The organism is Corynebacterium epidermidicanis, from assembly GCF_001021025.1.
Classification (GTDB): Bacteria; Actinomycetota; Actinomycetes; order Mycobacteriales; family Mycobacteriaceae; genus Corynebacterium; species Corynebacterium epidermidicanis.
Genome location: NZ_CP011541.1, coordinates 2,045,684 through 2,058,889, shown reverse-complemented (window position 1 = coordinate 2,058,889; position 13,206 = coordinate 2,045,684). Strand labels below are relative to the sequence as shown.

Annotated in this window: 12 protein-coding genes and 2 tRNA genes; 8 read left to right on the top strand and 6 right to left on the bottom strand. The window is 57.1% G+C overall.

Annotated features, from left to right (window positions below):
• Positions 1–37: 37 nt before the first annotated feature.
• Entirely contained in the window at positions 38–1,258 is a 1,221-nt protein-coding gene (locus tag CEPID_RS09470; protein WP_047240769.1) for a TIGR04053 family radical SAM/SPASM domain-containing protein, read from the bottom strand.
• A 122-nt stretch (positions 1,259–1,380) separates the two neighbouring features.
• Here CEPID_RS09470 and CEPID_RS09465 point away from each other — a divergent pair, with 122 nt between their 5' ends.
• The gene (locus CEPID_RS09465; RefSeq protein ID WP_047240768.1) at positions 1,381–1,854 is read left to right on the top strand and encodes a ribose-5-phosphate isomerase; all 474 of its coding nucleotides are present in this window, start codon (positions 1,381–1,383) and stop codon (positions 1,852–1,854) included.
• Between the two features lie 69 nt (positions 1,855–1,923).
• Here CEPID_RS09465 and CEPID_RS09460 read toward each other — a convergent pair whose 3' ends face one another.
• Together CEPID_RS09460 and CEPID_RS09455 are read right to left on the bottom strand one after the other, a co-directional pair.
• Entirely contained in the window at positions 1,924–2,733 is an 810-nt protein-coding gene (locus CEPID_RS09460; RefSeq protein WP_047240767.1) for a hypothetical protein, read from the bottom strand.
• A gap of 102 nt (positions 2,734–2,835) precedes the next feature.
• A complete protein-coding gene (locus CEPID_RS09455) occupies positions 2,836–3,057 on the bottom strand; it encodes a hypothetical protein (RefSeq protein WP_047241477.1) in 222 nt (73 codons plus the stop codon).
• Positions 3,058–3,268: 211 nt separating this feature from the next.
• On the opposite strand from CEPID_RS09455, the gene CEPID_RS09450 reads away from it, so the two are divergent.
• From CEPID_RS09450 to tig, 3 genes are all read left to right on the top strand, one after another.
• Positions 3,269–3,343 (top strand) — tRNA-Gly (locus CEPID_RS09450).
• 860 nt (positions 3,344–4,203) lie between these two features.
• Positions 4,204–4,277 (top strand) — tRNA-Pro (locus CEPID_RS09445).
• Positions 4,278–4,453: 176 nt separating this feature from the next.
• A complete protein-coding gene (tig, locus tag CEPID_RS09440; RefSeq protein WP_047240766.1) occupies positions 4,454–5,794 on the top strand; it encodes a trigger factor in 1,341 nt (446 codons plus the stop codon).
• 70 nt (positions 5,795–5,864) lie between these two features.
• Here the strand turns inward: tig and CEPID_RS09435 are convergent, their stop codons facing one another.
• Positions 5,865–7,253, bottom strand: coding sequence for a hypothetical protein (locus CEPID_RS09435; protein WP_144413506.1), 1,389 nt, complete (start codon positions 7,251–7,253; stop codon positions 5,865–5,867).
• Positions 7,254–7,477: 224 nt separating this feature from the next.
• On the opposite strand from CEPID_RS09435, the gene CEPID_RS09430 reads away from it, so the two are divergent.
• Both CEPID_RS09430 and CEPID_RS09425 read left to right on the top strand, forming a co-directional pair.
• A complete protein-coding gene (locus tag CEPID_RS09430) occupies positions 7,478–8,059 on the top strand; it encodes an ATP-dependent Clp protease proteolytic subunit (RefSeq protein WP_047240764.1) in 582 nt (193 codons plus the stop codon).
• A gap of 17 nt (positions 8,060–8,076) precedes the next feature.
• The gene (locus CEPID_RS09425; RefSeq protein ID WP_047240763.1) at positions 8,077–8,691 is read left to right on the top strand and encodes an ATP-dependent Clp protease proteolytic subunit; all 615 of its coding nucleotides are present in this window, start codon (positions 8,077–8,079) and stop codon (positions 8,689–8,691) included.
• A gap of 99 nt (positions 8,692–8,790) precedes the next feature.
• Here the strand turns inward: CEPID_RS09425 and CEPID_RS09420 are convergent, their stop codons facing one another.
• Positions 8,791–9,549: an alpha/beta fold hydrolase gene (locus CEPID_RS09420; protein WP_047240762.1), complete on the bottom strand. Its 759-nt coding sequence runs from the start codon at positions 9,547–9,549 to the stop codon at positions 8,791–8,793.
• Between the two features lie 190 nt (positions 9,550–9,739).
• Between CEPID_RS09420 and clpX the strand changes: the two genes are divergently transcribed.
• Positions 9,740–11,008, top strand: a complete 1,269-nt coding sequence (gene clpX / locus CEPID_RS09415) for an ATP-dependent Clp protease ATP-binding subunit ClpX (protein WP_047240761.1) — start codon at positions 9,740–9,742, stop codon at positions 11,006–11,008.
• 65 nt (positions 11,009–11,073) lie between these two features.
• Here the strand turns inward: clpX and CEPID_RS09410 are convergent, their stop codons facing one another.
• Positions 11,074–11,796 carry a TetR/AcrR family transcriptional regulator gene (locus CEPID_RS09410; protein ID WP_047240760.1) on the bottom strand — a complete coding sequence of 241 codons (723 nt, stop codon included), beginning with the start codon at positions 11,794–11,796 and terminating at the stop codon, positions 11,074–11,076.
• A 384-nt stretch (positions 11,797–12,180) separates the two neighbouring features.
• Here CEPID_RS09410 and CEPID_RS09405 point away from each other — a divergent pair, with 384 nt between their 5' ends.
• The gene (locus CEPID_RS09405; RefSeq protein WP_047240759.1) at positions 12,181–13,155 is read left to right on the top strand and encodes a malate dehydrogenase; all 975 of its coding nucleotides are present in this window, start codon (positions 12,181–12,183) and stop codon (positions 13,153–13,155) included.
• Positions 13,156–13,206: the final 51 nt, after the last annotated feature.

Genomic DNA, 13,206 nt, shown 5'->3' with positions numbered 1-13,206 from the left:
TGATGGGGCAGGGAAGAAGCTCATATTAGCGCATCTGCTATTGGGTGGCCGCAGTCGCCTCCGCAGACCGCGGCGAGGAGAGCGGAATCTCCACAGTGCGAGCTGTCCCAGTTGTTTCGGTTCCGCTCCAAGCAGGTGGAACATACACACAGGTGGGGTCGGACGCGCTGATGTCGCCGGTGAGAGCGTACGCGGTGGACCGAGAACCGCCACAAACATCGTGGAATTCGCACACCGAACACTTTCCGTGCCAGTGATCGGGATCGCGCAGCAGCTTAAAGACAGGCGAATGTGTATAGATGTCGTGGAAGTCCTGCTTAGTGACGTTTCCGCAGTGCAGTGGTAGGAAACCGTTGGGGTAGACATCGCCCACGTGGTCAATGAACGCGAACCCTGAACCCGAATTCACCGCCATTGGTGCACGTGGCGGGCGGGGACGCGCCGGGCGTTCGCCTAATAATTCGGTCGTTTTGGCCGTCAACTCGTGGTAGAGCGGACTACCTTCGTAAGCAACCCCATTTTGGTTCTGGATGACGACGCGTCGGTATTGCGGTGCTTCTGTCGTCTTGATGGCGATACGGTCGGAGACGTCGGCAAGCCAATGCAACACGTCTTCGCGCTCCTGCGGGTCGAGGGCGTTGAGGGCCGCCCCGCGCCCGGTAGGGACGAGAAAGAACACGTACCACATTTTCGCACCCATTTCGATGACCGTTTTGAGTAGGGACGGGGCCTCGTGGATGTTTGTTTTGGTGAGCGTGGAGTTGATCTGGAGGCGGTATCCAGCCTCGTTAATGATCGGTGCGGTGGCTAGCGTTTGATCAAACGTCCCGGAAAAACCACGGAAGGCGTCGTGGGTTGCTGCGGTTGCGCCGTCCAGCGACATCGACATGGCCTTTCCACCTGCTTCCCGCAGGGCGTGGATGCGCTCTGGAGTGAGCCGAGGTGTCACCGAGGGGGAGAGGGAAATGTTCAGGCCGAGCTCTGTGCCGTATTGGGTGAGTTCCACGAGATCATCACGCTCGAACGGGTCACCACCTGTGAGTACGACCAGTGGTTTGGGCTTGTCGTAGGCTGCCAAGTTGGCAAGCAGGGCCTTGCCTTGTTCGGTGCTGAGCTGGTTGGGGTGCGGCTTGTGCTGGGCATCTGCGCGACAGTGCTTGCAGACCAGGGCGCACGCCCGGGTTACCTCCCAAATCACGATGAACGGCTTCGTATTGATGTCGTGCCGAACGGTGCGCACGACTGGCGCATGTGACATAGCTAACTACTTCCTTTGTTTGCTGATGAAGCTCACGTTAGCGAGGGGTGGGGTACGGAGTCCAACTAAAGTTTGATTTTGTGACTAATGCCAACTTTTCGACGTCGGCTAGACTGGGAGCCATGCGCGTATATCTTGGAGCGGACCATGCTGGGTTCGAAATGAAGAACGTTATTGCCGAGCACCTCAAAGCCAATGGACACGAAGTTATCGACTGCGGTGCTCACACGTACGATGCCGACGACGATTACCCTGCCTTCTGCATTGAGGCTGCGTCTCGCACCGTCAACGATCCGGGTTCGCTAGGGATCGTGCTAGGTGGCTCCGGCAATGGTGAGCAGATCGCCGCCAACAAGGTCAAGGGTGCGCGCTGCGCGCTGGCCTGGTCGCCGGAAACTGCTCGACTAGCTCGCGAGCACAACAATGCACAGCTCATCGGTCTCGGAGGCCGTATGCATTCGAAAGAAGAAGCGCTGGCTATTGTCGACGCCTTCTTGGATCAGGAATGGTCTGGTGCGGAACGTCACCAGCGTCGCATCGATATCCTTGCCGATTACGAAAAGACCGGCATCGCTCCTGCACTACCGGCAGAGTAGACATTTTTAGCAAAGCTTGACCCCATGCCCTAGATCCAGGGCATGGGGTCTTGTCGTATCGGTGAGGGCTTAGAAGTCGAATCCGCCGAGGTCGAAGTCTCCGCCACCGAAGTCGCCACCGAAATCGAAGAGGCCACCATCGCCACCGTCGACTTCGCCAGTTCCCACATCGCCGCCTTCGATACCGGCAGCATCGCCACCAGCGGCCTCCAGGCCATCTTGGTACCCGTCTCCGTAGCCATTTTCGAAGGCTTGGGCACTGTAGCCGACGCCGGACATGCCGTTGAACATCATCGAGAACATCATCACGCTGGAGGCTGTCCACAGGCCGGAACGCAGTGCCGATGCCCACCACGGCTCGGAGTACCAGCCAGCGGGAACGGGGCGGCCCGCCACCATGCCGCCAGGGTAGTAGTGGTTGGCATAAGGAGTTGCCTGTGGGGAAGCGGTGATTTGCTTACCCTCAAACTCGATTGTGCGCTGCTCAGTGACTTTGCCGGCCGCGCGTTGGCCTTCGAGTGGAGGCAGCTCAGGACCTGCTGGCATCCCCATGATTTCCCGCGCGGCATTAACGTAATGCAGGCCTTCGAGTGCCGACTCGCGGGCGAGTTCGGCCTGCTTCACAGTCTGAGCGGTGCTCAGCTGGGAGGATGAAGCGTTGAAGCGTTCGGAGGCGTCGGCAAGCGCTTGTGAGGAGGCCTGGTCGGAGCCGGCGAGGCTCAGAACCTGGGAGCCGAGGCGTTCATTCCAGCGGCGAGCGTCAGCGATCGCGTCCGCAAACTGAGCCGCTTGTTGCTTCTTTGAGTTGCCCGCAGACAGCTTGTTGATAGCAAAAACGCCAAGGCCTATGGCGAGGAAAATGAGGACTAGGCCGATCATCGAGTGTGGCTCCCGGTTTTAGAGTGGATAGTTCAACACCTTCAAAACGACAAAGGAGAAGGAAAAGTTCCTTCTCCAAACAAACGGTGTGTTTTCGCCGGGCTAATCTTGCCCCGACTTGTTGGCTTTACGCTCGGCGCTCCAGTTTTTGACGTCTTCACAGTCCCACAAAGTCAGGCCGTGCAGCTTCGCGACGGGTTTCGGTGCCCGGCCTCGCCCAGCGTAACTAGTAAACGTGCCCCGGGCTGTTTCCGAGAACGTTGCGCATTCGGTGGCAGTCCATAGTTCGTGACCGGAATCGGCGTCGATGATTTTCGGTTGCATGACCTCCGATTTTAGTGGCCACATCTTCGAATCTTGCATCAAAAATGACACATTTAGATAACAGAACGGATTCATTTGGTATTTAATAACTGGCGCCTGTCGTGGATATACATGAATGGGCAGCAACGGGTCGCTGGTTTCAAAATTGATCTACCGGCAGTTTTGGCCCAATGAATGATCTGCGCTATAGTTGCATAAGCAATTTGCGAATGGGAATGTCGTATAGTGGCTATTACCCCAGCCTTCCAAGCTGGTGACGCGGGTTCGATTCCCGTCATTCCCTCCAATTTTAAAGCCTCGAGCACGGTTGTGCTTCGAGGCTTTTGTTGTTTGTCGCGTTGATCTGGCTGGGTAGTTTTGTGGGTTAAGTAAAGAACAGTGTGTTTCGTCGGTGTGTCGCTGGCCGTGCGGGTGTGCTGCACAAGTGCTATGTCGTCGCTTCGGCGTAGTCCGACTACGTAGAGCAGCGTTTTTTAATGAATATAATCCCGCAGCGGTAGTCCGACTACACCGAAGCGACGACATCGAGCGAGCTACGGCTCCCAACGAACAATAACAACCGAGTTTAGGGCCACTACGCTGCGGAAAACACGCATCAGAGACACACTTCTCTTTACTTAACCCAGTTTTGTATCTAGTTGGTGTTTTGCCCTATCCAGATGGTGGTGTTGGCTGGGACCGGCTTTCGACCGAAATTTAGGGCTGCACATATGCCAGGTCGTACTTCCGAAGTAGTACTCCTACGCAGCAGCCCAATTTTCGGGCCTTTTTCGCCATTCTGGGCAGGAGTACTACCACGGAAGTACTGATTAGCACGTGTGAAGCTTGCCCGTCATGACAATTCTGCAGCAGCCATCTCGAGACCGGGCGCATCTTGAAGGAGGCTCCGGCTCACGACGTGCATCGCGACTCGGGATGAGTAAACAGCTGACTCCTCCGGCATTCCTCGCGGAGAACAGTTATCAAATCAGCATGATTCATCGCTTCGCCCATCTGTCTTTGAGTCACCGCAATGGCGCCCCGCCCCTAAGCGTCACAGATCGCCCCAGCACCTCGCCGTGTTGGAAAAAGTGCGATCTACGTCCTGTTTTGCGTTTATGTGAGTTCTCAATGTAGAGTTCTTTTTCGTACCGCACAGCAGTACATCGGGGCGTGGCGCAGCTTGGTAGCGCATCTGCTTTGGGAGCAGAGGGTCGCAGGTTCAAATCCTGTCGCCCCGACAAGTGAATGAGGTATCACCTTCTGGTGATACCTCATTTTTTGTATTTCGATTGATCCCCGATCTGGCAACTGGTCGTCGATAAGCGCGTTAAGGCCCCCTCTTGCCGAGCGTCAAAAATCGACACAGGTAGAGTGTTGGGCAAATAGTCACTTGAACACCCCAGGAGAATTACTCGTGAAGAGTTCCGTAGAACAGCTGAATGACACCCGCGTCAAGATCACCGTTGAGGTTCCTTTTGATGAACTCAAGCCAGAGTTCGATCAGGCATACCAGGCTTTGTCTCAGCAAGTTTCCATTCCGGGTTTCCGTAAGGGGAAGGCGCCACGCCAGCTTTTGGAGGCGCGCATTGGCCGCGGCCCAGTTCTCGAGCAGGTCGTCAATGACATGCTGCCTTCTCGCTACTCCCAGGCTGTCGATGAGCATGAGCTGAAGGTTATTGGGCAGCCAGTCATCGATATCACCAAGTTGGAGGACGGCGAGCTCGTCGAGTTCACCGCTGACGTTGATGTTCGCCCAGAGATCACCCTCCCGGATTTCTCCGAGTTCAAGGTCGAGGTCGAGCCTTTGCAGGTGGGCGACGATGCCGTTGATCACGAGCTCGATCACCTCCGCGAGCGCTTCGGCACACTGAAGGACCACAACCACAAGCTGAAGAAGGGTGAGTTCGTCACGCTGAACATCACCGCAACTGACGCAGACGGCGAGACCATTGAGGACCTCGGCACCGAGGGCCTCAACCACCAGATCGGTGGCAGTGAGCTTATCGACGGCCTGGACGACGCCCTTCTCGGCGCCAAGAACGGCGAGACCGTGGAATTCGAAACCACCCTCCCTTCCGGCGACAAGGGCAACATCAAGGCAGAAATCACCGCCACGAAGCTGCGTGAACTCCCAGAAGCTGACGATGAGTTCGCTCAGATGGCTTCCGAGTTCGACACCATCGAAGAGCTGCGTGAGTCCCTGGCAAAGCAGGTCGAGGAGAACGCAAAGGCACAGCAGGCTTCTGCAATTCGCGACGCGGTGCTGAAGGAAGCCCTCGACAAGTCGGAATTCGCACTTCCACAGAGCATCGTTGAAGAGCAGGTCCAGGGCCAGCTTCAGCAGCTGCTCGGCCAGTTTGGTGGCGACGAGAAGATCTTCGAGTCCTTGCTGCAGGCACAGGGCACTTCCCGCGAGGAGTTCGATAAGGATTCCCGCGAAAACGCTGAGCAGGCAGTGCGTACCCAGCTGTTCCTGGACGTCCTCGCTGAGGAAGAGAACCCAGAGGTATCCCAGCAGGAGCTGTCCGACCACATTCTGTTCACCGCACAGTCTTACGGCATGGATCCAAACCAGTTCGTTTCTCAGCTGAGCCAGTCCGGCCAGATTGCGAACCTGTGGGCCGATGTACGTCGCGGCAAGGCGCTTGCGTCGGCAATCTGCAAGGTCACCGTAACCGACACCGACGGCAACAACATCGATGCCTCCGAGTACTTCGGCATCGAAGAAGAGGCTACGGAAACCGAAGCCGAGTAATTCAAAAACGCGAAGGGCGATCCCATCACTTTGGTGGGGTCGCCCTTTTTGTGTTGGGGTCTGTAAAGAACTACGGCCGTTCGGCAACCACCAAAACGTCGGATACCCCAGGTAGATGCAGCCCGAGTTGGGTGACCATACCCCCGATCGTCGCACCGATCACTGGAACAGCTAGCTGGCGCCGCTGCTCGATGGGTAGTTGGCTCAGCGGGCCGTTAGCAAAGCTTTTGGCCAAGCCATGGGCGTTCATCCACAAATTCATGGTCTGCTCGAATAATGGCCACGAGTCTCGTTCGCCACCACCCAAAGCGATACTCGCGCGGACCAAGTCCTGCAACATGGAAAAGGATGCGCCCATCTCGAAATTCTCGTCGCCGTTGTCAAAGGACGCGGGCACAATCGAGCGAGACGAGACCCAAATGTGGACATCAAAAGCAACGGGGTTATCCATCGCCGTCTCCACGTAAGCGAACCCAACAGCCTTCGTGAGGTTCACTGGTAAAGAATCAGCAGGAAGCTCCGCCATCATCGCCTGCATATGCTCTGCGGTGGCAAGGTCAAGGTATTCCTCAACTTGACGAGTGAGGGACTTTTCGGCGTCGAGAAGCGCTACCGCTTCGGTACGGGTGATCGGTGTGCCCTGCAGGACCTCATCCAAGGTGACTTCCTCCACCCACTGCTGTCCGATGCAAGCGATGGCGGAGGACATGATGGCTGCGTAAGTAGCCTCGGGGCCCTTGCCACCTTGAACTGCGGGTGGGGAGGAGGGCAGAAAGCCATCGGGTTTGATGTCTAGTTCGAGCCCCTCGTTGCGAGTGACCTCAGTCGCGATGACAACATGATTGACGACAGCCCGCATGAGTTGGTTCTTGGCGGCATCACTCAAGTGGCGAGTAATGCCAAACGTACTCAAGTGAACCATTCCGATCATCCCGGAATAGATCGACAGCGATTGGGTGAGCCAAACCCAGTTGCGCCGATCCTCGTCGTCGATTGTGGAATGACGCGCCATGTCGCGCTGTATTTCGATTAAGACGAGTTTGAGCAGCGGGTCCAAGCCGAAGTCACCCAGGTTGCAGTCCCATGAGTCCGGGAGCCGATGGGTATTGAAGACGTTGAAATAGGCGCCCATATGCACTGGTTCGGAGATCGCGAAGCGGAGAAAACCAAGAGCGATTGCCCGAATTCGTTTGGTGAGCCCATCTTCCGGATCCGTCCCGTTGAGCTGCGGGTGTACGAAACCATAGAAAACATCGAGCACCTGCTGGCGCAGCGCATCTGAAAATCCAGCCTCGTCGCCAAAAATGGATTCCGCCACAGGCAACGGGATCTCAGCGTGGGCTGCCGCCGTCGCTAAATTCGCGCGTCGACCAAACGGTCCAACGCATTGCCCTAAACCCGACTCAAGCAGCCGTTTCCGGGCGCGAGCAGGGGTTGAGGGCAAATTAGCGAAGGGCACAATTTCCAGTTTACGTTCTGCAGCTTGCCGAAATATCTTGAGACGCCAAATCATGACACCATAAGTTTTAGTTTCACCCCGTCCGGGTGGGGGCCCGATTATCGACGCCCGGTGTCCGGAGACGTCCATCTTGCCAACGCTGTGAGCGAACACGGGCATGATTGCTGCCCGAAGTGCGTTAGATTGGGTGAATCAACATTCGACGATTAGTAGGGTAGGAATACATGACCTCTCCAAATGGAATGAACTTGAGCGACTCGGTCTACGAGCGCCTCCTGCGTGAGCGCATCATTTTCTTGGGCACCCAGGTTGACGATGACATCGCCAACAAACTTTGCGCCCAGATCTTGCTGCTTTCTGCAGAGGATCCAACTCGCGATATTTCCCTTTACATCAACTCGCCAGGCGGCTCGGTCACCGCAGGTATGGCTATCTACGACACGATGAAGTACTCGCCGTGCGACATCGCTACCTATGGCATGGGTCTGGCAGCTTCCATGGGTCAGTTTCTGCTGTCCGCTGGCACGAAGGGCAAGCGCTACGCGCTGCCACACGCCCGCATCATGATGCACCAGCCATCCGCAGGTGTCGGTGGTACGGCTTCTGACATCGCAATCCAGGCAGAGCAGTTCGCGCATACCAAGCGCGAAATGGCTGAACTTATTGCGGAGCACACCGGCCAGTCCTTTGAGCAGATCACCAAGGACTCTGACCGCGACCGGTGGTTCACCGCCCAGCAGGCGAAGGAATACGGCTTCGTCGACCACGTCATCGAGCACGCCAAGCACGGCGAGATCACCAACTAGGAAGGACTACACCTCTCATGCAGATGCCTACTTCCCGTTACGTCCTTCCACAGTTCGTAGAGCAGTCCGCTTACGGCACGAAGACAACGGACCCATACAACAAGCTCTTTGAAGAGCGCATTATCTTCCTGGCAAACCAGGTTGACGATGTTACCGCCAACGACATCATGGCTCAGCTGCTGGTTCTTGAAGGCATGGACCCGGACCGCGACATCACGATGTACATCAACTCGCCAGGTGGCTCGTTTACCTCGTTGATGGCGATTTACGACACGATGCAGTACGTCCGTCCGGACGTCCAGACCGTTTGCCTCGGTCAGGCCGCGTCGGCTGCTGCCGTGCTCCTCGCGGCGGGTGCCCCAGGTAAGCGTGCAGCTCTGCCAAACGCTCGTGTTCTGATCCACCAGCCGGCGACCGGTGGCGTCCAGGGCCAGGTTTCGGACCTCGAGATCCAGGCCCGTGAGATCGAACGCATGCGTTCCCTGATGGAATCCACGTTAGCTCACCACACCGGAAAGACTGCGGAGCAGATCCGGATCGATACCGACCGTGACAAGATTCTTACCGCTGCGGAAGCAGTCGAGTACGGGATCATTGACCAGGTCTTCGATTACCGCAAGCTGAACGGCTAGTTCTTTACTTGTTCCAGCTCGCCGATTGTCTTCAAGATGGCTCGCTTCGTGCGGATTCTGGCCATCTCGAAGGCAATCGGCTTCGGTGAATAGTGCCTCTTAGCTCTTCTGGTCAAGGAAATCTGCCAGAAGTGAATTGAAATCCTCCGCTCGCTCGACGTTGAGTAGGTGTGCTGCAGGATCGAGCTCCACATAGTGGGCGCCCGGGATGAGTTCAGCGAGCTCACGCACAACCTCCGGTGGGGTGGACGTGTCCTGGATGCCGGCGACCACCAGGGTAGGCACCGACAATCCTGGCAGTTCCGCGCGGGAATTAAACGTGGACAACGCCATGCATGCTGACGCGTAACCTTCGGCGTCCGTGCGAGCGACCATCGAGCGCCAGTATTCAAGTGAAGCAGGATGCGACTCGCGCCAACCGGGGGAGAACCAGCGTTCGAGAGTGCCGTGGGAGAATTGATCAAGTTTGCCTGCGCGCACGTCTGCAGCCTTGTGCACCCACGCCTCCGGCTCACCGAAGACAGCGGCCGTAGAAACCAAAGCCAAGCGGTGAACGCGATCCGGGTAATGCAACGCAATATGCTGGGCAATTGCCCCGCCGAGCGATAATCCGACGAGGTCGAACTGTCCTTGCGGTGCGGCCTTCAGCACCGCTTCGGCAAAATCCGCCATGCTCGGCGAGCCAGCAATGACGTCCGAGTGGCCGTGGCCGGGCAAGTCGATTGCGATAACCGGACGCGTCGCAGCAAAGTGGTCCAGCTGGTGTAGCCACATCTTGACGCTGGAGCCGAGCGAGCCCACGAACACAAGTGGGATTCCCTCAGATGGGCCGTAAGTGACGGAATGTAAGCGAGTCATTGTGAGTGAAAACCTCTCTGTGGAATGGGGAATAGTGGCCTCTAGGATAGCGTTGGAACGAGCGAATAAGGTCCGGGCGTCGATAGGCTAGGCGCTCGGCGGTGCGCAACCAAGCAACGAACCGAATGCGGTAAGGTAAGGCATCTAGTCCGGCCTTCGACACGTCAAGATTGCGAGATACGAAACACTAATGGCACGCATGCAAGAAAGCGCTGACCTGCTGAAATGCTCGTTTTGTGGCAAGAGTCAGAAGCAGGTGAAGAAGCTCATCGCCGGTGGCGGTGTGTATATCTGTGATGAATGCATCGAGCTGTGCAATGAGATCATCGAAGAAGAACTCAACACGGCCGCCAACGAGGAACGTGAAGAGGCTAAGTTGCCACGGCCGAAGGAGATTTCGGCGTTTCTCGATAAGTACGTGATCGGGCAGGATCGCGCAAAGCGCACGCTCGCGGTTGCGGTCTACAACCACTACAAGCGCATTCGCGCGGAGGAAACTCGTCAGCTGGGCCGTAAGCGTGATGATGACGTTGAGCTCGCCAAGTCGAACATCCTCATGCTCGGGCCGACCGGATCCGGAAAAACCTACTTGGCGCAGACGCTCGCCAAGCTTCTCGACGTCCCCTTCGCCATCGCCGACGCCACCTCACTCACGGAGGCAGGCTACGTCGGTGAAGATGTGGAAAACATCCTGTTGAAGCTGCTGCAAGCAGCAGATTTCGATGTGGCCCGCGCCCAGCGTGGCATCATCTACATCGATGAGGTTGATAAGATCTCGCGGAAGTCGGAGAACCCTTCGATTACCCGCGACGTATCGGGTGAAGGCGTGCAGCAGGCATTGTTGAAGATCCTGGAGGGAACGGTGGCTGCGGTCCCACCGCAGGGCGGGCGCAAGCACCCTAATCAAGAATTCATCCAGTTGGATACCTCCAATATCTTGTTCATCGTGGCGGGCGCTTTCGCCGGGCTTGAGCAGGTCATTGAGGCTCGTCGCGGTAAGAAAGGGCTGGGATTCGGCGCTGAGGTGAGCTCGGTTGCCGAGCGCGACCTAGTGGACATCTTCTCCGAGGTGCGCCCAGAAGACTTGGTCAAGTTCGGTCTGATTCCAGAATTTATTGGTCGCCTGCCGGTGGTTGCTACGGTGACCAATCTTGACCAGGCTTCCCTGGTCCGAGTGCTCACCGAGCCACGCAACTCGCTGGTCAAGCAGTACGAACGCCTCTTTGAGATGGATGGTGTTTCCTTGCGCTTCACCCCGGACGCCTTGGACGCTATCGCCGATCTGGCACTGGAACGCAAGACGGGCGCGCGCGGGTTGCGTTCCATCATGGAAGAGATTCTCGTGCCGATCATGTACGACATCCCCGACCGGGATGACTTACAAGAAGTGGTCATTACCGCGGACGTGGCGCGCGGTGAGGCTGATCCTGAACTCATCGTGGAGGAAAAGAGCGCCTAACCCGCGCTAGCCACTTAGCCCGCGCTGACCGCCCAGCGCGGGTGTCGCGTTACCGAACCTCGGTGTTATTCGCTGAAGACATCCGTATCGAGGTCGTACACGGATGAACTGCGGTCCTCGTCCGCATCGGATCGTGGCTGTAGATAGCTGATCTCGTGCTGTGAGTTGAGGTTGGACGTCAGAAACGCCAGCACGGTGTCTACTGCCAAGTTTCGGCTTCCGGCCAGGTTGACGTCGTCAAGCAGGTCCATGTTGTAGAGGTTGCTAAACGAAGCATGGTAGATCGTGCGGTGGAAGCACAGGGACGTGATGATCGTGTAAATATCGAGCGCTGAGATCCCCGGGCGGAAAGCGCCGGCATCTTGCCCGAGCATGAGTAGCTTGTCCATCTGGAGCAGTACCGCGGATTGGTCGGCTAGGGGAGCGCTGTCTTTCAGCCCGCCGTAGTTGAATAGATTCTCCAGCACCATCAGGCGCACGGCGTGCGGATGAGCCATGATCTGATTGAAGATCACCTCAACGACCTTGCGGACCCCTTCCACCGGAACAGTCGACTCCAGCTCCATGTCTTGGGGTTCCGGACGAAGCTGCGCGATAGCCAGCTTGAGCGCAGCCAGGTAGAGCCCGCGCTTATCCCCAAAGTGGTAGTGGATCATGCGCTTGGACATCCCCGACTCCTGCGCGATGGGCTCAAGCCGGGTTTCGTCGAAACCGTCGATAGAAAAGCGCATCAGCGCGATTTCTACGACTTTGCGCGTCGATACGCTCGCTTCCTCGTGGGATGACATATTCACCGTCGTTCATGGCCTTTCCGCACCAGTGCGCGCCTCACCAGGCAGCGCTGGCTTATCGACGGCCCCTTCCCCGAACACGCGATGTCCTGAATGGATAAAGTGACCTACGACAAGCACCGTTGAAAATAACTTAGCTTTTTTCATCGTGCCTGAAAGTTGGCAGTTTTTCCCTCCAACCTGCCCGATGTGGCGGAAACTCAGGCTGATATTCCTAAATATGGGGGTGTATTTCTGAGCTGCTCCAGTTTTCGGAGTGTGACCCAGTGCGCTGCGTCCCTCCAACCCAGGGTGGACCACTTTTTAACTTGGCCGGTGCAGGCCGGTGAATGTCACTAGGGTGGTGCTTAGGAGCTGTTATCCCCGACGAAAGGAACACTCATGTCGACTGCAAAGAAAGTAACAGTCACTGGTGCTGCTGGCAATATTGCTTACTCACTGCTGTGGCGCATCGCTAATGGCGATGTTTATGGCAAAGATGTCCCGGTCGAACTCAACCTTCTAGAAATTGAATCCGCTCTGGGTGCCACCGAAGGTGTCGCGATGGAGCTGCTTGACTCCGCATTCCCGCTGGTGAAAAACATCCGTATCACGTCCTCCGCAGCGGAGGCTTTTGATGGTGCGTCCGCAGCTTTCCTCGTCGGCGCAAAGCCTCGCGGCAAGGGTGAGGAGCGTGCCGACCTCCTGGCGAACAACGGCAAAATTTTCGGCCCACAGGGCAAGGCCATCAACGATCATGCCGCCGATGACATTCGCGTTGTCGTCGTGGGTAACCCAGCCAACACCAACGCGCTGATTGCTCAGTCCGCTGCCCCAGATGTGCCGGCTTCTCGTTTCTCCGCGCTCATGCGTCTGGACCACAACCGTGCTCTGTCTCAGCTGGCCACCAAGCTGGAGAAGGACTCCACCGACTTTGAGAAGATGGTCGTCTGGGGCAACCACTCCGCCACCCAGTTCCCAGACATCACCTACGCACTGTGCGAGGGCAAGCCAGTCACTGAGCTGGTAGATTCTGCCTGGTACGAGAATGAATTCATCCCACGCGTCGCAAAGCGTGGTGCGGAAATCATCGAGGTTCGCGGCAAGTCCTCCGCTGCCTCCGCTGCCTCCGCAGCGATAGACCACATGCATGACTGGATCAACGGCACCGACCAGTGGGTTTCCGCCGCGATCCCATCCACCGGCGCATACGGCATCCCAGAAGGCATCATCGTGGGCCTGCCAACCTACGCCGAAGCGGGCGAGTGGAAGGTCGTGGAAGGCCTGGAGATTTCCGACTTCCAGCGTAAGCTTATCGACGCCAACGTGGCCGAACTTCAGGAAGAACGCGAAGCCGTGAAGGACCTGCTCGGTTAATTTTTCACTGCAGTGCGCCCCGCCTTTGTGCGGGGCGCTTTTGCGTCTGCT